Source organism: Sphingomonas mucosissima (assembly GCF_002197665.1).
GTDB classification, from domain to species: Bacteria; Pseudomonadota; Alphaproteobacteria; order Sphingomonadales; family Sphingomonadaceae; genus Sphingomonas; species Sphingomonas mucosissima.
The window spans coordinates 276492-294642 of the sequence record NZ_NBBJ01000004.1; the positions used below are offsets into that span (position 1 = coordinate 276492).

Here is an 18151-nt window from a genome sequence, read left to right on the forward strand (position 1 = left end):
TGCTTCCGTCGGGGCCATCGATCCGCTAGGCACGAAGGATGCCGGTGACCCATGAATGCGACCTCGCCATCGTCGGCGGCGGGCTGGCGGGCGGGCTGATCGCACTGGCGCTGGCCGCGCGGCGCCCCGATCTCGACGTGCGCATCGTCGATTCGGGCGACAGCCTAGGCGGCAATCACATCTGGTCGTTCTTCGATGCCGATGTGGCCAAGGACGACCGCTGGTTGCTGAGCCCGCTCGTTTGCCATGCTTGGCCGGCCTATGACGTTTCCTTCCCGGCGCATGCGCGCACGATCAACCAGCCCTATTATTCGATCGAATCGGAGCGGTTCGACGAGGTGGTGCGCAAGGCGTTGCCGGCAGAGGCGATCATGCCGGGCCGCAAGGTGCTGGCGTGCAGTCCGACGGCCGTGGTGCTGGCGGACGGCGATCGTATCGAGGCCAAGGGCGTGATCGATGCGCGCGGCGCCGGCGATCTTTCCATGTTGGACGTGGGCTGGCAAAAATTCGTCGGGCGCACGCTCGATATTCCCGCCGGCCACGGCATCGATCGCCCAACGGTGATGGACGCGACGGTGGCGCAGCATGACGGCTATCGCTTCGTCTATCTGCTTCCTTTCTCGCCGACGCGCTTGTTCGTCGAGGACACCTATTACAGTGACGGACCATCGCTTAACGTCCGCGCCTTGAACCACCGGATCGACGTTTATGCCACCGCGCGCGGCTGGGAAGTCGCGACTGGGGCGAATGATCTGCGCGAGGAGCGCGGCGCGCTGCCGGTGGTGATCGGCGGCGATTTCGAAGGTTATTGGCGATGGGGCGGGGCGAAGGTCGCCAAGGCAGGCGCGCGGGCGGGGCTGTTCCACCCGACCACGGGCTATTCGCTGCCCGACGCGGTTCGCCTGGCGGTGCGCATTGCGCAAGCCAGTGATCTCAGCGGCGAAGGACTGCACGATCTGACCTATGATTACGCGCGCGAACGCTGGGAAGAGCGGCGGTTCTACCGGATGCTCGATGCCATGCTGTTCCGCGCTGCCGATCCCGACGCGCGCTACAAGGTGCTGGAGCGGTTCTACCGGCTTCATCCGAATCTGATTGCGCGCTTCTATGCTGCGCGGTCGACCACCAAGGACAAGCTTCGCGTGCTGTCCGGGCGCCCCCCGGTGCCCCTATTTCGTGCCCTTCGCGTGATCAGGAATCTATCATGAGCAGCCGTGCCATCATCATCGGCGCCGGGTTCGGTGGCCTGGCGCTCGCCATTCGCCTGCAATCGGCGGGCGTGGCGACCACCATCGTCGAGGCGCGCGACAAGCCGGGCGGGCGCGCTTACGTCTGGCAGCAGGACGGCTTCACCTTTGATGCCGGGCCCACCGTCATCACCGATCCGGCATGCCTGCAGGAATTGTGGGCGCTGAGCGGCGACGAGATGAGCCGCGACGTGACGCTGGAGCCAGTGCAGCCATTTTACCGGCTGAACTGGCCCGATGGCACCAATTTCGATTACACCAACGACGACAAGGTGCTGCGCACCGAGATCGCCAAGCTCGATCCAGCCGATGTCGAGGGCTACAGCAAGTTCCTCGCGTATTCCGCCGGTGTTTTCCACGAAGGCTATGAAAAGCTCGGCCATGTCGCGTTTCTCGACTTCGCCTCGATGATCAAGGCCGCGCCGGCGCTGGCCAAATATCAGGCGTGGCGATCGGTCTATTCAATGGTGTCCTCGTTCGTGAAGAGCGAGAAGCTGCGCGAGGCGCTGTCGTTCCACACGCTGCTCGTCGGCGGCAACCCGATGACCACCAGCGCCATCTACGCGCTGATCCACAAACTGGAGCGCGACGGCGGCGTCTGGTTCGCGCGCGGCGGCACCAATCGGCTGGTGGCCGGCATGGTGACGCTGTTCGAGCGGCTGGGCGGCACGCTGCGGCTGAACGACCCGGTGGCCGAGATCGAGACCATGGGAGACCGGGTTACAGCCGTGCGCACGCAGAGCGGCTGGCGCCAGGAAGCGGATATGGTCGCCTCCAACGGCGATATCGTCCACACTTATCGCGATCTCTTGAACGGCTCGCGGGCGGCGGCGCGCACGGCGGCGCGGCTGGAGCGCAAGAAGTTCTCGCCGTCGCTGTTCGTCGTTCACTTCGGCATCAAGGGAACGTGGCCGGGCATCCCGCACCACATGATCCTGTTCGGTCCGCGCTATAAGGGGCTGCTCGCCGACATCTACGATCACGGCGTGTTGAGCGAGGATTTCTCGCTCTATCTGCACCATCCGACCGTCACCGATCCGAGCCTGGCGCCCGAGGGCTGCTCGACCTTCTATGCGCTCGCGCCGGTGCCGCATCAGGGCAAATTCCCGGAGGATTGGGAGCGGATCGCCCCCATCTTGGAGAAGCGCATTCTGGATGAAGTCGGGCGGCGTCTGATCCCGGACATTCACGAGCGGATCATCACCAAGTTCAGCTACAGCCCGGCCGATTTCTCCCGCGATCTGAACGCGCATCTGGGAAGCGCCTTCAGCCTAGAACCGGTGCTGACGCAAAGCGCCTATTTCCGGGTGCACAACCGCGATGATGCGATCGGGAACATGTATTTCGTCGGCGCGGGCACCCACCCGGGCGCCGGCATCCCCGGCGTCGTGGGTAGTGCCAAGGCGACGGCGGCATTGATGCTTGAAGGAGTAAGACGTTGAAACTGTGCGTAGCTCTCCGCCTTGTACGGGAGAGCAGATGGTGAAGCGGCTGGCAGTCTATTGCGGCTCGGCAACGCCGCGTGATCCCATGTACATGGAACTCGCCTGGAGCGTTGGCCGCACGCTGGCCGAGCGCGGCATCGGCGTGGTCTATGGCGGCGGGCGGCTGGGGCTGATGGGCGCGGTGGCCGATGGCGCACTTCAGGCCGGCGGCGAGGTGATCGGGATCATCCCGCAGGCGCTCGTCGACGCCGAGGTCGCGCACCGCGGCCTGACCGAGCTTCACGTCGTCGGCGGCATGCACGATCGCAAGCGTGCGTTCACCGATCTGGCGGACGGGTTCGTCACCATTCCCGGCGGCACGGGGACGATGGACGAATTGTGGGAGGCGCTGAGCTGGGCGCAGATCGGCTATCACACCGATCCGGTCGGGTTGCTCAATGCTGGTGGGTATTACGACCATCTCGTCTCCTTTTGGGAGAAGATGGGTGACGTCGGCTTTCTGCGGCCGCAGCATCGCGGATTGCTGATCATCGCCGACACGCTGGAGGATCTGCTCGAGCGCATGGCGGCGCACGTACCCGCCCAGCCGATCGTGCGGATGAGCGCGGACGACCTTTAAACCTGCACGGGGCGGCCGCCGCGCGGTTGCCCGTTATCCAAGAGGCCCAGGTGGCGCGCGACGACAATCATCGGCTGAGCGAGGAACGTGGCGCGCTGGTCCGCGCGGCACGTGATTCCATCGCGCGCGGGTCCAAGAGCTTCGCCATGGCGAGCAACCTGTTCGATCGCGCCACGCGCGAACGGGCGTGGCTGCTCTATGCCTGGTGCCGGGCCTGCGACGATATCGTCGACGGGCAGGATCACGGACATGGCGCGACCATCGTGTCCGACGCCGAGGCGCGGGTCGCGATCATCGCCGAAAAGACCAGCGCGGCGCTCGCAGGCGAGGTCGTGGGTGACATGCCGTTCGACGCGCTGCGCCTCGTCGCGGCCGAAACCGGCCTGCCGGCGCGGTTCGCGCATGATCTCGTCACCGGCTTTCGGCTCGATGCGGAGGATTGGCGGCCGCGCAGCGAGGCCGACCTGTATCGTTACTGCTATCATGTCGCCGGCGCGGTCGGGTGCATCATGGCGGTCGTCATGGGGGTCGATCCGGCGGACGAGGACACGCTGGACCGAGCTTGCGATCTCGGCATGGCGTTCCAGCTCGCCAACATCGCCCGCGATATCGAAGAGGATGACCGGATCGGGCGCTGCTATCTGCCGGTCGAGTGGCTGGTAGAGATGGACATGCCACCTGGCCAGCACATGAAGCCGCCGTTTCGCGATCGGCTGACGGTGCTGTCGCGCCGGCTGGCGACACGGGCGGCGCTACACGAGGCGAGTGCGCGCGTTGGTGCGGCACGTTTGCCGGGCCGGGCGCGCTGGGCAGTGCTGGCAGCGGCGGGCATTTATGGCGACATCGCGCGGGCGGTCGCGGCGCGCGGTAACCATGCCTGGGATCACCGGGTGACGACGTCCAACCGCGCGAAGCTGGCCTGGGTGGTGAAGGCGGCGATCGCAGCGCGGCGGCCAGTAGCGGATCGCCCGCGCGATCCGGTTTTGTGGACGCGGCCGCGGTAACTCACCTGCGTCATGCAGGGCTTGTCCCGGCATCCACGGCTCCGCGCACCCACAGTTATAGCGTTTGCGGGGCGGTGGACCTCGGGACAAGCCCGGGGTGACGTGCCGTTCCGCTCCCGGCCAAGATTCGCCCCTCCGGTTTGCCCTAGCTCCGAGGGCTTGGCACGTGCTTCGACGCGCTCAGCCCCAAAGGGATGGGCGGGGAGGGTCAGGCCAAGTCGGGCGGCGTCGCTTCCTTCACCAGCCGGGCGATGATCTCGTCAAGTGGGACGATCTCCTGCCCCTGGCTTCCGAGCCGGCGAACCGCGACGGTGCCTTCCTCCGCCTCGCGCTTGCCGACCACCAGCAGCGCCGGCACCTTTGCCAGGCTGTGCTCGCGCACCTTGTAGTTGATCTTCTCATTGCGAAGATCCGTCTCGACGCGCAGCCCGGCCGCGGCCAGCCTGTCGCGTACGACATGCGCATAATCGTCGGCTTCGGACACGATCGTCGCCACCACCGCCTGCACGGGCGACAGCCACAGCGGGAAGCGGCCGGCGTGATGCTCGATCAGGATGCCCAGGAATCGCTCGAACGTGCCGAGGATCGCTCGGTGCAGCATCACCGGGCGATGCCGCTCGCCATCCTCGCCGATGTAGCTCGCGTCGAGGCGCTCCGGCAGCACGCGATCGGACTGGATCGTGCCGACCTGCCACGTCCGCCCGATTGCGTCGGTCAGGTGGAATTCCAGCTTGGGCGCATAGAAGGCGCCTTCGCCCTCCAGCTCCTCGAACCCGTCCTTGATCTTCTGCGGCAGGTTCGATGCCATCACGGCGCGACGCAGCTCGTCCTCGGCCTTGTCCCACATCGCATCGTCGCCGAAGCGCTTCTCGGGGCGCAGCGCCAGCTTCACCGCGTAATCCGTGAAGCCCAGGTCGTGATACACGCTGTCGAGCAGGTCGATGAACTTCGCGACCTCGTCGACCACCTGGTCCTCGCGCACGAAGATATGCGCGTCGTCCTGCGTGAACTGGCGGACGCGCATGATGCCGTGCAGCGCGCCGTGCGGCTCGTTGCGGTGGCAGCAGCCGAACTCGGCCATGCGGATCGGCAGATCGCGATACGATTTGATTCCCTGGCGGAAAATCAGGACGTGCGCCGGGCAGTTCATCGGCTTCAGCGCCATCCAGTCCGCCTCGGGCGAGACGAGCGCGCCTTCGTCGGAGACGTTCGGCACTTCGTCAGGAATGACGAACATGTTCTCGCGATACTTGCCCCAGTGGCCGGAACGTTCCCACTGGCGCGCATCCATCACCTGCGGCGTCTTCACTTCTTCATAGCCGCCAGCATCCAACCGCCGGCGCATATACGCCTCCAGCTGCCGCCAGATCATATAGCCCTTGGGATGCCAGAAGACGCTGCCATGCGCTTCGGACTGGAGGTGGAACAGGTCCATTTCCTGCCCGATCTTGCGGTGATCGCGCTTCGCCGCTTCCTCCAGCATGTGGAGATGCGCATCGAGCTGCTTCTTGTTCAACCAACCCGTGCCGTAGATGCGGCTCAGCATCGCGTTCTTCTGGTCGCCGCGCCAATAGGCGCCTGACACGCGCGTCAGCTTGAACGCCTGCGGATCGAGCTTGCCCGTGGAGGCAAGGTGCGGGCCGCGGCACATGTCGAGCCAGGCGTCCTCTCCCTTGCCGGCGCGGTAGACCGTCAGTTCCTCGCCTTCGGGAAGCTCGGCGGCCCATTCGGCCTTGAAGGTCTCGCCCTGCTTGGTCCAACGGTCGATTAGGTCGGCGCGCGACCAGACTTCACGAATCAGCGGCTCATCACGCGCGATGATCTCGCGCATCTTGGCCTCGATCGCGGGCAGATCCTCCTCGGTGAACGGCCCGCGATCCGCCGGGGCGGCGAAATCGTAATAGAAGCCGTCGTCCGTCGCCGGGCCGAAGGTGATCTGCGTGCCGGGGAACAGCGCCTGCACCGCTTCGGCGAGGACGTGGGCGAAATCGTGACGGGCGAGCTCGAGCGCGTCGACCTCGTCGCGGTGCGTGACCAGCGCCAGCTGCGCATCGCGCTCGAACGGGCGGTTGATGTCGCGCAGCTCGCCGTCGACGCGCGCGGCGATCGCAGCCTTGGCGAGGCCGGGGCCGATCGCGGCGGCAATGTCCATCGGGGTCGATCCCGGCGGCACCTCGCGTACCGAGCCATCCGGAAGCGTGATCGAGAGCATGTTCATGATAGGCTTTCCTGCAATACCGATGCGCTTAGGCGAGCGGACCCGCGACGAAAAGAGCGTCCGGAGTGTGGCAGGAACGAAGTGGAGGACGCCGGCCCACCCGTTCCCGGGCGAGCAAGCCGTCAGCGCATCAGCGCGTGAGCGACCGCCCCCGGCAAACCGGGGTGATAGTAGTGGTCGTGGCACGATTGCGCAGCATGACTGGAATATAGCCGCTGCGACGCCCGCTAACAACTGTCAGCGGCAATCAACAAGCCTGGCCCCGCTCTTCTGAGCAAGATGGCGCGACCAAAAACGACAGGCAAAAACAACGGGCCCGCCTCCTTCCGGAAGCGGGCCCGCGCCCTCATACGCTACGCGAGGGATAAGCAGGCCAAAGGGCCATCTCGTCGGCGAGGATCCCGCCGGCCGCGCCGTTAGCGGCAGTAACGCGGGTTGTTCGACTTCTCGATTGCGTTGCCGGCGACCGCACCGCCCACGCCGCCAAGCACGGTGCCAAGTGCGCGATCACCGCGGCTGTCGATCACGCGGCCCAGCAGGCCGCCGGCGATCGCGCCGACAATTGTGCCGGTCGTGCCGTTGTTGCAGCGCTGGTTGCGATAATAGCGGCGGTCGTTGCCGCGATAGCCGCGATAATTGTCGCGATTATCGTAGCCGCGATACTGGCGCTCATAACGGTCGCCATAGTAGCGCTGTGCCGATGCTTCTGCCGGGATCATGGCCACCGTGCTCATCGCGAGAGCGGCGCCGGCGAGCGAAAGCTTCTTGAACATGGTTGCGTCTCCCGTACCAAATTTCGTCGGAGAGGGCGGATGCCGTCTCGATGAATATGCTTTTGGCCGATTCGCATTGAGCCGAGCCTGAATGCGCTCGTTATCCCCGGTTCAGGTATGAAGCCGTCGCGAAGCCTCGTGCGCTGGGCGCTTTCGCTCAGCGCTGTTCTGCTGATCGTGCCGCGCTATGCCGGCGACGAGCGGCTTCCGCTGATCAGCGCTCAACCATCGATCACGATCGTGCCTTATGTTCCGGAGGACGGTTGGCCGAGGCGGATCGGGAGCCTCGTGCCCGTTGCCGGGTATAAGCTGCGCAGCCACGATCCCGCGTTTGGCGGATTTTCGGCGATCGCGTGGCGGGAGGGGCGCGCCATTCTGATGTCGGACGGCGGCAACATCGTCAGCTTTGCGCTCCGCGACGCGGAGGCGATCGATTCCCGGGGGCACGTGCTGCCGGACGGGCCAGCGGTCGGCTGGAACCGGGCAGACCGCGATAGCGAGTCACTGGCGCTCGATCCGGATCGCGGAACGGCATGGGTCGGCTTTGAGAATCAAAACGAGATATGGCGCTACAGCCCGGACTTCCGGCGGGTCGAAGGCCGTAGCGCGCCCGCGCTGATGCGGAAGTGGGTGCGCAATCAAGGGGCGGAGGCGCTGGTCAGGCTCCCGGACGGCCGCTTTGTGGCCCTTGCCGAGCGCAAGCCGAATCGTCGGGAGCGTTACGCGGTGCTGTTCTCCGGAGATCCCAGCGATTCCCGGACAAGGGCGGCATCCTTTCGCTTCATCCCACCCGAACGCTACGATCCCAGTGGTGCGGCGGTGCTGCCGAATGGCGACCTTCTCGTGCTCACCCGGCGCTTCCAATATCCGTTCAACTTCAGCGCCAAATTGGTGCGGGTAGCGGCGACGGCGCTACGCCCCGGTGCGCAGGTGCGGGGCAGCGTGATTGCCACCCTGGCAGCGCCGCTCATGCGCGAGAATTGCGAAGGAATCGCGATCACGCAGGAACGGGGCGCGACGATGGTATGGATCGTCACCGACAATGACGGAATGCCGTGGCGCCCGTCCTACCTGTTGAAATTTCGGCTACGATGACGCGCGGGTGTGCCTAAGCTCAGCCTGGCACACGCTCGATAGGTAGCTTCCGAGCGTCGGAGACCCTTCTGTGGCCAATATCGCAAACGACGAAAAGCCCGTCACCCAAGGGGCGACAGGCCATCGTCTCGCAACCTTGCGCCAATCAGGCGGCGGTGGCGGTCTCAGTCGTGGAGCGCTTCTTCACGACGTCGCGCTTCAGGCGACGTGCACGCAGCGACAGCTTGTCATCGCTGGTCTTAACCAGCCAATTGTCGAGCCCGCCATTATGCTCCACCGAGCGCAGGCCATGCGTCGACACGCGCAAGCGCACGCTGCGCTCCAGCACGTCGGACATGAGCGTCACGTTCTGCAGGTTCGGCAGGAAGGTACGCTTGGTCTTGTTGTTAGCATGGGAAACGTTGTTTCCCACCTGCCGGCCCTTGCCGGTCAGCTCGCAGATGCGCGACATGGTTCGTGATCCTGAGTTTCGGGTTGGCCCGGAAAGTCGGCGCGGATAGCGGCAATGTCTCGAATCGTCAAGCGCGGCGGCATGCAACTTACCTCGGACCCGGTTCGTTGTTGCGTCAGCGAATCGATTGGAGACCGGACCATGCGCGCCCTTCTTGTCCTTCTCGGCATTGCCGCGCTCGTGATTCTTGCGGGAATGGCGACCGGCTTCATCAACATCGACCAGACCCAGACCGCAAGGTTGCCCCGGATCGAGGGTGGCCAGGCACCCGAATTCAAGGCGGACGTCGGCAAGATCGACCTTGGCACCGAACGGAAAGTGATCGAGGTCCCCCGGGTCGATGTGCAGAAGCCCGGCGCGACCTCTACACCGGAACAATAAGTCCGCGCTTGGCGCGTAGTAAGCGGCTTCCGCCCGTTCAGTTTTCGAGCGGGCTGCCTTAGACGGGCATCATGTTTCCGCTGCCCCCGCCCATGCGCGCCGCTTTAGATGCCGCTCGCGCAGCGGCGGCGGAGGGCGAAGTACCCGTCGGCGCCGTCGTCTCGATCGGTGACGCTATCGTTGCCGTTGCGGCCAATGCCCCTCGCCGACAATGCGATCCCACCGCTCACGCCGAAATGCTGGCGATTCGTGGTGCTGCGCACGCCTTGGGCCGCGATCGTCTAGAAGAATGCGACCTGTGGGTAACGCTTGAGCCATGCGCAATGTGCGCGGGAGCGATCGCCCATGCGCGCATCCGGCGGGTCTATTATGGTGCGGCGGATCCGAAGGGCGGGGCAGTGGAGCACGGCCCGCGTTTTTTCACGCAGCCGACCTGCCATCACCGGCCTGAGCTTTATGCCGATATCGGTGCAGCGGAATCCGCGCGCCTGTTGCGGGAGTTTTTCGCGCAGCGGCGATAGGGTCCTCGCAGCACGAAAGAGGCGGCGGCGAGGGATGGCAGAACGGCGGCATGCCGCTCTGCTCCCCCAGGCCGCCGCGGCCGATCAGTTGCGGTAGCCCACTTCGCTTTCCGAAATCGGCACGATCTTGATCTCCACCCGGCGATTTGCCGCGCGGCCATCCTCCGTCTCGTTGCTCGCGATCGGCTGAGTTTCGCCAAAGCCGCGTGTGCCGATACGCGCACGGGTGACCCCGCGGCCGGAAAGATAATCGGCGACTGCCGCAGCGCGGCGTTCCGACAAGGCCTGATTATAGCTGTCGCTGCCGTTCGAATCGGTGTGGCCGTACACGTCCACAAAGGTGCGGTTATAGTCGCTCAGCACCTTGGCGACTTCATCCAGCGTGCGCTGGAACTGCGGCTGAACGGTTGCCGAATCATAGGCAAAATTGATGCCGCTGGGGATGTTGAGCAGCAGGTCGTCGCCCTGACGCGTTACCTGCACATCGGTGCCAGCGGTACGGGCGCGCATCTCGCGCTCCTGACGGTCCATGTAAGCGCCAATCCCAGCGCCTGCGATGCCGCCAATGCCAGCACCGACGATCTTTTCCGTGCGGTCCCGGCGCCCGCCGACAAGATCGCCAAGCAAATAACCACCAAGCACGCCGCCGATGCCGCCGATCGCCGCCTTGGAGATTCGCTGTTGGCCCGTTTCAGGATCGGTGGTGCAGCCGGCGGTGGTCGCCAACAATGCGCATCCGGCAATCGCCGCGGTGACTTTCCGCTTCATTGTATCTCATTCCTCCATGATCTGGCGGGTAGAACCCGCCTGTTTGGCGGCTTGTTCCGCTTCCGTGCTGAACCGTGGCTGACACAGGGAGTTGTCGACGACGAGAAATCCCGCCAAGAGAGCCATTCATCATGCCACCGCCGTTCCCCTGGATCGACGTCCTGATCATTCTTGCGCTGGTCGCCCTCAACGGCGTCTTCGCGATGAGCGAGCTTGCGATTGTTTCTGCGCGCAAAGCGCGGCTGGACGCCATGGTGCGTAGCGGCCGGCGCGGTGCCCAGGCGGCGATCGACCTCGCTGCCGATCCGGGCAAATTCCTCTCAACCGTGCAGATCGGCATCACCCTGATCGGCATCATCAACGGCGCCTATTCGGGCGCAAGCCTGGGCGGCCCAACCGGGGCGCTGCTCGAATCGGCGGGTGTGCCCTCGCACATTGCCGGCAATCTCGGCGTGGCGCTTGTTATTGGTCTGACGACCTATGCCTCGCTGATCATCGGCGAGCTTGTTCCCAAGCAGATCGCCCTGCGCAACCCCGAACCGGTCGCCGTCTGGATTGCGCTCCCCATGACCTGGCTTGCGTCCCTGACCAAGCCGATCGTGTGGCTGCTCGATGCATCCAGCGGGCTGATCTTCCGCCTGCTGAGGCTCAATCGCGAATCGGATGAGCATGTCACGGCCGAAGAACTGCACCTGATCGTGGCCGAGGCTTCCAAGTCCGGCCTGATTGAGGAGCATGAGCGCTCAATCATTTCCGGCGTGGTGCGGCTTGCTGACCGTCCGGTACGCGAAGTGATGACACCGCGAACGGAGGTCGATTGGCTGGACGCAGGCCTCAGCGACACGGCTATTCGTGAGAAGCTTCTTGCTACGCCGCACAGCCGCTTGCCAGTAGCCGATGGATCGATCGACGCCGTGATCGGCGTGGTGCAGGCGCGCGATGTTGCGGCCGCGCTTGCGCGTGGCGACACGCTCGACCTTCGAAAACTGGTGCGCAAGGCGCCGTTCGTGGTGGACCAGATCGACGCGATGGACGCGCTGGATGCGCTGCGCCGTGCGGAGGTGCCGATGGCGCTGATCCACGATGAATATGGGCATTTCGAGGGCATCGTAACGCCGGCGAACTTGCTGGCGGCGATCGCGGGCGAGTTTGCGTCAGACGCCGAACCGGGGGAAGCGCCCAATATCGTGGTGCGGGACGACGGAACGCTGCTCGTCGCCGGTACGACCGCCGCCGATTCGCTCGCCGAGCGGTTGGGGATCGAGCTTCCCGAGGACCGCGACTATGCGACGGTGGCGGGTTTGGCGCTGGCCGTGTTCCGACACCTGCCGGGTGAAGGCGAAAGCTTCGTTGAGCAAGGCTGGCGGTTCGAGGTTGTTGATCTGGACGGCCGGCGGATCGACAAGCTGCTGGTAAGCGAAGCCTGATCTGATCAGCCGGTGGCGAAGGTTGCTTGCCCCGCTGCCAGCTTCGCGTGATACAGCAGGCGAGGTAACCGAGTAGACAGCTGCGCCATCCGGACGATCCACACGCACCTTTGCGTCGGTTCCTCATCCCACATGGGGCCGCCGCGTGCTTCAATCCGTAGCTGAGCGACGGCCCTAACCTGAGGGCGCACGCCTCATTCTCAAATGCTCACGCCACGCTCTCACCACCCGCGATCGGCTCAACCCGCTGCCGGCGGCCTGGCGCCGTCGCAACGAGGTACAGCCCGCCCGCGATCATCGGAAGGCACAGCAATTGTCCCATGTGGATGGTGGTCGCGAAGAAGGTGCCGGCAAACTGCGAGTCCGGTTCGCGGAAGAATTCCACAAAGAAGCGCGCGACCCCGTAGCCTGCAAGGAAGACGCCGACGAGCTTGCCCGGCTGGTACCGCGCGTCGGTGCGCCAAAAGAAGAACCACAGGATGGCGAAGAGCGCGATGCCTTCAAGCCCCGCCTCGTAAAGCTGGCTCGGGTGGCGCGCCGGTTCGGCAAAGCCGGCGGGCACGGTGCGCGAGAATATGATCCCCCAAGGAACGTCCGTCGGCTTGCCCCAAAGCTCACCATTCACGAAATTCGCCAGGCGGCCGAAGAACAAGCCGAACGGCACCACACATGCGACGTAATCGTGAATGCGCAGCCAGTTCAGGCCATTCTTGCGGGCAAACAGGACAATGGCGAGGCTGGTGCCGATGACACCGCCGTGGAAGCTCATGCCGCCATCCCACAAACGCAGGATCCGTAGCGGGTGCAGGATCATGTCCGGGGCGTAGAACAGAACATAGCCGATGCGTCCGCCCAGGATAATGCCCAAGGTGGCATAGAATACCAGGTCGTCGGCGTGGCGCCGCGCCATCGGCGCGCCGGGCTGCGCCAGCAGCTTCAGCAGATACCACCAGCCAACGACGATGCCTGCGATATAGGCGAGGCTGTACCAGCGTAGCGTGAAGAAGCCGATGGAGAAGACGTCCGGGTGTAACCCGAGATCGTCAAAGCGGATATGGCCGGCGGCCGCGGCGTACATGGGCAGGATCAAGGCTTTTCCCTCTGGCGTCGCGCCTGCATAAGGGCGCCAGAGACCAGGACCAAGCGGAGAGACGCATGAAGAGCGAACTAGATCTCAAAATGGACGCGACCATGGCCGCGTTGACGGGCGAGGGCGGCCCGCTCGCACTCGGGTCCATCGAGCGGTTTGGCCAGACGCTACCGATCATTGCCGCAGCACCGCCCACGTTGCCCGCCTACTTCGCCCATTACAGTCAGCAGCACGCGGCGACCGAGTTCCTCGTCGCGGGCGCAGAACGGCTTACCTACGCTGAGATCTATGCCAAGGCGCAGGAAGTCGCTTCGGCGCTGGTCAGCGGGTTCGGCGTGAAGAAGGGCGATCGCGTTGGCATCGCCGCACGCAACTCTCCGTCGTGGATCGTCATCTACATGGGCATCCTGATGGCGGGCGGCGTCGCCACGTTGCTCAACGGCTGGTGGCAATCTGAGGAGCTTCAGGCGGGCGTCGAGGATGTCGGATGCACGCTGGTGTTCGCCGATCCGCCTCGCTGCAAGCGCCTTGCCGCCCTGCCGCAACTGTCCGCCATCGTAGTCGAGTTTGACGATCTGAAGCCGCTGGCCACCGCCTTGGAGCCGATTGTCGCTAAGGCGGCGGGCGACGCCACAATGCCGGCGCTTGGCCCGGATGATCATGCCACCATCCTTTTCACCTCCGGATCGACCGGCCAGTCCAAGGGTGCGCTCTCCACCCATCGGCAGGTGACGCAGGGCGTGTTCAACTATCTCGGCTCTGCGCTCATGATGCTCGCCCTCGCCGCGCAGGAAGGGCAGGCGAGTGGGCTGCAGCCCTCCACGCTGCTGAACGTGCCGCTGTTTCACGTAACGGCTGAAGTACCGGTCTTCCTCCAGTCGTTCGCGATCGGTCGCAAGCTGGTGCTCATGCCCAAGTGGGATGCCGAGGAGGCGATGCGCCTCATCGAGCAGGAGAAGATCACCTATTTCGTCGGCGTGCCGCTGATGAGCTTCGAGATGCTCAACCATCCCAGTCGGCACAAATATGATCTATCGAGCGTCGCCGACATCGCTGCGGGCGGCGCGCCGCGCCCGGTGGAGCACGTAAAGCGTATCAACGAGGAAATGGAGGGCGCGCCGCTGATTGGTTACGGGCTCACCGAGACGAATGGCGTCGGCACCGGCAATTGGCGCACCAACTACCTGGCGAAGCCCAATTCTGCCGGCCGCCCATCGATGCCGTTGGTCGATCTCGCCATCCTGGATGACGCGGGCAAGCCAGTGCCGCAGGGGGAGCGCGGCGAAGTTTCGATCCGTTCGGCCGCCTGCTTCCAGGAATACTGGGGCAAGCCTGAAGCTACCCAGGCCTGCTACACCGCAGACGGTTATTTCCTGACCGGCGACATCGGCTATCTCGACGAAGACGGGTACCTCTTCATCGTCGATCGCAAGAAAGACATCATCATCCGCGGCGGCGAGAACATCAGCTGTCAGGAAGTAGAAGATGCGCTCTATCAGCATGCGGAAGTCGCCGAAGCGGCGGTATTCGGCCTAGCGGATGAAAAATTTGGCGAGGTCCCGGGTGCAGTGGTGCGTTTGGCTCAGCCGGGCGCCGTGACCGTGGACGATCTGAGCGCGTTCCTGACCCAGCATATCGCGGCCTTCAAGGTGCCCCAGCGCATCTGGCTGGTCAGCGAGCCGCTTCCCAAGCTCGGCACCGAGAAGATCGACAAGGTCGGCTTGCGCAACAAATACCGCACGCTTGCCGCGGCGCAGGCCGAGACGTCGGAGTAAGCGTTGCTGGTTCGGTCGGACACGTCGGGCTCAGCCCCGACGTGTCACGACTGACGATAGGGCATCGTTCCTGATAGTCTCACGGGCGACGATGCCTGCGGCTGACCGTCAGGAAACCAGTCACTCAGCCCTGGCAGAAGCGCTGCTCAGCGCCAGCCGAGCGCCGGTGCCACATGCGTGAGGATGCTCTCGATTACATGGGCATTGTAATCGACGCCCAATTGGTTCGGCACGGTGAGCAGCAGCGTGTCGGCCTCCGCAATAGCCTCATCTGCACGTAGCTGCTCGACCAAGCGATCTGGCTCCGCCGCATAGGAACGTCCGAAGACCGCGCGCATATTGTCGATTACGCCGATCTGGTCGCTGTCGGCCCCAGCGCCGAAATACTGCCGGTCGAGATCGTTCATCAGCGCGAAGATCGAGCGTGACACTGACACGCGCGGCTCGCGCGCATGGCCGGCTTCTTTCCAGGCGGCGCGGTAGGCCCGGATCTGCCTCGCCTGTTGCACGTGGAACGGCTCGCCGCTCTCGTCCGCCTTTAGCGTGGAGCTTTGTAGGTTCATCCCCTGCTGCGCAGCCCAGATCGCCGTCGCATCGGACGCGGAACCCCACCAGATCCGCTCGCGCAGGCCAGCAGAGAAGGGCTCCATGCGCAACAGTCCAGGAGGATTTGGAAACATCGGCTGCGGGTTCGGACGCGCGAAGCCTTCACCCTTCAGCAGCTCGAAAAACACCTCGCCATGGCGGCGGCCCATGTCCGCATCGGTGGTGCCCTCCGCTGGCGAATAGCCGAAATAGCGCCAGCCTTCGACCACCTGTTCGGGCGAACCGCGGCTGATGCCGAGCTGGAGCCGGCCACCGCTGATCAGATCGGCAGCCCCGGCGTCTTCCGCCATGTAGAACGGGTTCTCGTAGCGCATGTCGATCACGCCGGTCCCGATCTCGATCCGGCGTGTGCGCGCGCCCACCGCGGCAAGTAGCGGGAATGGCGAGGCGAGCTGGCGTGCAAAATGATGGACGCGGAAATAGGCACCATCCGCGCCGAGCTCCTCTGCGGCGACGGCGAGCTCGATAGACTGAAGCAGCACGTCGGCGGCAGAGCGCGTGGCCGAGTGCGGAGAAGCCGACCAATGGCCAAAGGAGAGAAAGCCGATCTTCTTCATGCTGAGCAATCCTGGTGGCCGCACCGCCACCATGCGACGCGGCAAGTTGGCTCAGAATATGGGGCGCACGCCAGATCGGCCAAGGTGACGATCAGAGACGATTCGTTTCGCGCCCGACGTGTCTAGGCTTCCTCGACGATCAGAACGGGAGCCAGTTCGATTTCTGCGTGAACTTCATATAACCGACATTGACGCCCGCTCGATAGCCAACGCCGAGCCGCACTGGGATCAGCACGATATTGCCGCGCCGCAAATAGGTCGCGGCAAACCCGCCGATGAAATACAGGCGTCCCTCGGCGGCGGGGAAACGGCGGTACAGATCAGCGGTATCGTACAGGTTGTAGACCAGCACGAACACCTTGTTAGCGTCCCCGCCAACGTCAAAGCCGACAGAGGGGCCCGTCCAATAGACCGGCATCTGCCCTTCCACCTTGTGGGTCATGACGCCCGATCCGTAGCGCAGGCCCACCACAAAGGCGCCCGCCGCCTCGCGGCCCGCAATATAGGCGTTGGGCTCGCCCTGTTCGGACAGGATCTTTTCGATAATGGAGGCGAAGCCTTCCGCGCCTTTGCCGAACACGTCTTCGCCCGCACCGATCAGATCGTCGCGCTTGAACGTGGTATCGGCTTGAGTCGTGGCCCCGGCGCGTGCTTCGGCGCCGGGCGAGCGCATGGGCTCAGGAGCGGGAGTCTGGGACGGAAGCGGGGCTTCCAGTGGCGACGTATCCTGATCGACTGGCCCGACATTGTTCGACGTCGGTTCACGATAGCTCTGCGCGGGCGCGCGCGCCGGGGGCGGCGGTACGCGGGGACCAGAAAGGTCGCCATCGATCGACTGGTTGGGATCGATCGTCCGCACTTGGGCGGGCGCCCCGCCTCCGAGCGAGGTGGCGATCATCGCCATGGCGATCATGAACTTGCGCATCATTGTGTTCCCCCGGGCAGGCCCCGATCGGATACCATAACCAAGCCGGTGATGTCTCAGCAATGAACAGTGCGGCGGATCGAGTCGGCCATGCGCTGGAGTGAATCGACCGGGGACGTTGCCAACGGTTGATCAGCCGTTCGCACCTCGCTATAGCCGCGCTTCCGCCAGGCCCGGAGACGTGGGTGAGTGGCTGAAACCAACGCTTTGCTAAAGCGTCGTACGGGAAACCGTACCGAGGGTTCGAATCCCTCCGTCTCCGCCACTCAGTCCTGACTATCCTATTTCTCCCTGCGAGTTGCTCCTGGAAGGGCGCAGTTCCGCGCGATTTCGCGCGTGCTCCGTACCTGGGAGAGCGCAACCGGGACCGCCGTTGCGGAGGAATTCGGGACACTTCTCCGGCGCTCTCCGGGACAGTACGGAATGCCCCAGGCCCTACTTTCCAGCGGAGTTTTCGCGGCGTTTGCTCTCCTTTCGATCTCTCCTCCTCAGCACCTGTCGCCCATCGCGTTTTTCCCTGTTCCAGGCCGATTTACAGGGAATAGTCTCGCCCAATGGGATCTGCGGCTCATCCTGGCTGCAGAAAGCTCAGCTTTTCTGCGGGCTCGACGCCGGAATTCCCGTGAGCCTGAAACAGGGAATTATCCGCCCTAACAAGGAGCGTGGAGACGCCGAACAGGCATTTACTCGAAAGCATCAGTGAATAGCGGCTGCTCGTGGTGTTGCCGGGTCTAGCGAGTTCCGATTGACATAAAATGTCTGCTTAGCGGTTGTTTTTGTTGGATAATGTTGACGGTCGGCTGCCTTGATGGTAGTAGCGGCCACGGAGGCGAAGCTCTCCCCCGAGCATCAGAAGCCATTCGGCAGAAGCAGCATGGGATCACAATGATTGCCCTTTTCATCTGATTGGGCAGGCGAGTGGTCGCGCGTCTTTGCCGGTCATCCCGTCTGTCCGTTTTTCTTGAGGAACTGACATGACGAAGACTGCGACACGCAAGAAAGCTGCCGACCTTCCCCCTGTGCTCGAACAGCGGCTCGGGCCCATCAGTTATCGCCCGCTTGCCGACATTCAGGCCTATGCCGGCAACCCGCGCAAACATGCCGACAAGCAGATCGTGCAGCTGATGGCCTCGATGCGCCACTTCGGCTTTGCGCTGCCGCTGCTGGTCGATGTGCACAATGTGCTCATCTGCGGCCATGCGCGGCTCGAAGCGGCCCGCCGGCTCGGCCTTGATAATGCGCCGGTCTT

17 protein-coding genes and 1 tRNA gene are annotated in these 18151 nt (G+C 64.3%); 11 read left to right on the forward strand and 7 right to left on the reverse strand.

Annotated elements, in window-relative coordinates:
- Nucleotides 1–38 precede the first annotated feature (38 nt).
- From crtY to SPMU_RS13260, 4 genes are all read left to right on the forward strand, one after another.
- Nucleotides 39–1208, forward strand: a complete 1170-nt coding sequence (crtY, locus tag SPMU_RS13245; RefSeq protein WP_088334373.1) for a lycopene beta-cyclase CrtY — start codon at nucleotides 39–41, stop codon at nucleotides 1206–1208.
- On the forward strand, nucleotides 1205–2689 hold the full coding sequence (locus SPMU_RS13250) for a phytoene desaturase (protein WP_088334374.1): 1485 nt from the start codon (nucleotides 1205–1207) through the stop codon (nucleotides 2687–2689). Before crtY ends, SPMU_RS13250 begins: the two co-directional genes overlap by 4 nt.
- A gap of 40 nt (nucleotides 2690–2729) precedes the next feature.
- The gene (locus SPMU_RS13255) at nucleotides 2730–3311 is read left to right on the forward strand and encodes an LOG family protein (protein ID WP_088334425.1); all 582 of its coding nucleotides are present in this window, start codon (nucleotides 2730–2732) and stop codon (nucleotides 3309–3311) included.
- A 146-nt stretch (nucleotides 3312–3457) separates the two neighbouring features.
- A complete protein-coding gene (locus SPMU_RS13260) occupies nucleotides 3458–4315 on the forward strand; it encodes a phytoene/squalene synthase family protein (RefSeq protein WP_088334426.1) in 858 nt (285 codons plus the stop codon).
- 208 nt (nucleotides 4316–4523) lie between these two features.
- On the opposite strand, the gene thrS is transcribed toward SPMU_RS13260, so the two are convergent.
- Both thrS and SPMU_RS13270 read right to left on the reverse strand, forming a co-directional pair.
- The gene (gene thrS / locus SPMU_RS13265; RefSeq protein WP_088334427.1) at nucleotides 4524–6527 is read right to left on the reverse strand and encodes a threonine--tRNA ligase; all 2004 of its coding nucleotides are present in this window, start codon (nucleotides 6525–6527) and stop codon (nucleotides 4524–4526) included.
- 422 nt (nucleotides 6528–6949) lie between these two features.
- Complete coding sequence (locus tag SPMU_RS13270) at nucleotides 6950–7306, reverse strand: glycine zipper 2TM domain-containing protein (protein WP_088334375.1); 357 nt, start codon at nucleotides 7304–7306, stop codon at nucleotides 6950–6952.
- Between the two features lie 117 nt (nucleotides 7307–7423).
- Between SPMU_RS13270 and SPMU_RS13275 the strand changes: the two genes are divergently transcribed.
- Nucleotides 7424–8401, forward strand: coding sequence for an esterase-like activity of phytase family protein (locus tag SPMU_RS13275; protein WP_088334376.1), 978 nt, complete (start codon nucleotides 7424–7426; stop codon nucleotides 8399–8401).
- Between the two features lie 145 nt (nucleotides 8402–8546).
- On the opposite strand, the gene rpmB is transcribed toward SPMU_RS13275, so the two are convergent.
- A complete protein-coding gene (gene rpmB, locus SPMU_RS13280) occupies nucleotides 8547–8852 on the reverse strand; it encodes a 50S ribosomal protein L28 (protein WP_088334377.1) in 306 nt (101 codons plus the stop codon).
- A 141-nt stretch (nucleotides 8853–8993) separates the two neighbouring features.
- On the opposite strand from rpmB, the gene SPMU_RS13285 reads away from it, so the two are divergent.
- Both SPMU_RS13285 and SPMU_RS13290 read left to right on the forward strand, forming a co-directional pair.
- Nucleotides 8994–9233: a hypothetical protein gene (locus tag SPMU_RS13285; RefSeq protein WP_088334378.1), complete on the forward strand. Its 240-nt coding sequence runs from the start codon at nucleotides 8994–8996 to the stop codon at nucleotides 9231–9233.
- 92 nt (nucleotides 9234–9325) lie between these two features.
- Entirely contained in the window at nucleotides 9326–9754 is a 429-nt protein-coding gene (locus tag SPMU_RS13290; RefSeq protein WP_088334428.1) for a nucleoside deaminase, read from the forward strand.
- Nucleotides 9755–9838: 84 nt separating this feature from the next.
- On the opposite strand, the gene SPMU_RS13295 is transcribed toward SPMU_RS13290, so the two are convergent.
- On the reverse strand, nucleotides 9839–10522 hold the full coding sequence (locus SPMU_RS13295) for a YiaD family glycine zipper/OmpA-like lipoprotein (protein WP_088334379.1): 684 nt from the start codon (nucleotides 10520–10522) through the stop codon (nucleotides 9839–9841).
- Between the two features lie 131 nt (nucleotides 10523–10653).
- Between SPMU_RS13295 and SPMU_RS13300 the strand changes: the two genes are divergently transcribed.
- Nucleotides 10654–11949 carry a hemolysin family protein gene (locus tag SPMU_RS13300; RefSeq protein ID WP_211275801.1) on the forward strand — a complete coding sequence of 432 codons (1296 nt, stop codon included), beginning with the start codon at nucleotides 10654–10656 and terminating at the stop codon, nucleotides 11947–11949.
- Nucleotides 11950–12157: 208 nt separating this feature from the next.
- On the opposite strand, the gene lgt is transcribed toward SPMU_RS13300, so the two are convergent.
- Nucleotides 12158–13039 (reverse strand): prolipoprotein diacylglyceryl transferase, encoded by an 882-nt coding sequence (lgt, locus tag SPMU_RS13305; protein WP_425442188.1) that lies wholly within the window; start codon nucleotides 13037–13039, stop codon nucleotides 12158–12160.
- Between the two features lie 65 nt (nucleotides 13040–13104).
- Between lgt and SPMU_RS13310 the strand changes: the two genes are divergently transcribed.
- Nucleotides 13105–14814 (forward strand): class I adenylate-forming enzyme family protein, encoded by a 1710-nt coding sequence (locus tag SPMU_RS13310; RefSeq protein WP_088334381.1) that lies wholly within the window; start codon nucleotides 13105–13107, stop codon nucleotides 14812–14814.
- Between the two features lie 146 nt (nucleotides 14815–14960).
- Here the strand turns inward: SPMU_RS13310 and SPMU_RS13315 are convergent, their stop codons facing one another.
- The gene (locus SPMU_RS13315; protein ID WP_088334382.1) at nucleotides 14961–15977 is read right to left on the reverse strand and encodes an LLM class flavin-dependent oxidoreductase; all 1017 of its coding nucleotides are present in this window, start codon (nucleotides 15975–15977) and stop codon (nucleotides 14961–14963) included.
- 139 nt (nucleotides 15978–16116) lie between these two features.
- Nucleotides 16117–16902, reverse strand: coding sequence for a DUF1134 domain-containing protein (locus tag SPMU_RS13320; RefSeq protein ID WP_088334430.1), 786 nt, complete (start codon nucleotides 16900–16902; stop codon nucleotides 16117–16119).
- A gap of 175 nt (nucleotides 16903–17077) precedes the next feature.
- Here SPMU_RS13320 and SPMU_RS13325 point away from each other — a divergent pair.
- Nucleotides 17078–17167, forward strand: a tRNA-Ser gene (locus SPMU_RS13325).
- Between the two features lie 709 nt (nucleotides 17168–17876).
- The coding region (locus tag SPMU_RS13330) for a ParB/Srx family N-terminal domain-containing protein (RefSeq protein WP_169715724.1) at nucleotides 17877–18151 on the forward strand (275 nt) is incomplete at its 3' end.

Excerpts from the sequence above, each read along its gene's own strand:
- crtY (WP_088334373.1), top strand. The coding sequence starts at position 39 with ATGCCGGTGACCCATGAATGCGACCTCGCCATCGTCGGCGGCGGGCTG.
- SPMU_RS13250 (WP_088334374.1), top strand. The coding sequence starts at position 1,205 with ATGAGCAGCCGTGCCATCATCATCGGCGCCGGGTTCGGTGGCCTGGCG.
- SPMU_RS13260 (WP_088334426.1), top strand. The coding sequence starts at position 3,458 with ATGGCGAGCAACCTGTTCGATCGCGCCACGCGCGAACGGGCGTGGCTG.
- thrS (WP_088334427.1), bottom strand. The coding sequence starts at position 6,527 with ATGCTCTCGATCACGCTTCCGGATGGCTCGGTACGCGAGGTGCCGCCG.
- SPMU_RS13270 (WP_088334375.1), bottom strand. The coding sequence starts at position 7,306 with ATGTTCAAGAAGCTTTCGCTCGCCGGCGCCGCTCTCGCGATGAGCACG.
- SPMU_RS13275 (WP_088334376.1), top strand. The coding sequence starts at position 7,424 with ATGAAGCCGTCGCGAAGCCTCGTGCGCTGGGCGCTTTCGCTCAGCGCT.
- rpmB (WP_088334377.1), bottom strand. The coding sequence starts at position 8,852 with ATGTCGCGCATCTGCGAGCTGACCGGCAAGGGCCGGCAGGTGGGAAAC.
- SPMU_RS13285 (WP_088334378.1), top strand. The coding sequence starts at position 8,994 with ATGCGCGCCCTTCTTGTCCTTCTCGGCATTGCCGCGCTCGTGATTCTT.
- SPMU_RS13290 (WP_088334428.1), top strand. The coding sequence starts at position 9,326 with ATGCGCGCCGCTTTAGATGCCGCTCGCGCAGCGGCGGCGGAGGGCGAA.
- SPMU_RS13295 (WP_088334379.1), bottom strand. The coding sequence starts at position 10,522 with ATGAAGCGGAAAGTCACCGCGGCGATTGCCGGATGCGCATTGTTGGCG.
- SPMU_RS13300 (WP_211275801.1), top strand. The coding sequence starts at position 10,654 with ATGCCACCGCCGTTCCCCTGGATCGACGTCCTGATCATTCTTGCGCTG.
- SPMU_RS13310 (WP_088334381.1), top strand. The coding sequence starts at position 13,105 with ATGAAGAGCGAACTAGATCTCAAAATGGACGCGACCATGGCCGCGTTG.
- SPMU_RS13315 (WP_088334382.1), bottom strand. The coding sequence starts at position 15,977 with ATGAAGAAGATCGGCTTTCTCTCCTTTGGCCATTGGTCGGCTTCTCCG.
- SPMU_RS13320 (WP_088334430.1), bottom strand. The coding sequence starts at position 16,902 with ATGCGCAAGTTCATGATCGCCATGGCGATGATCGCCACCTCGCTCGGA.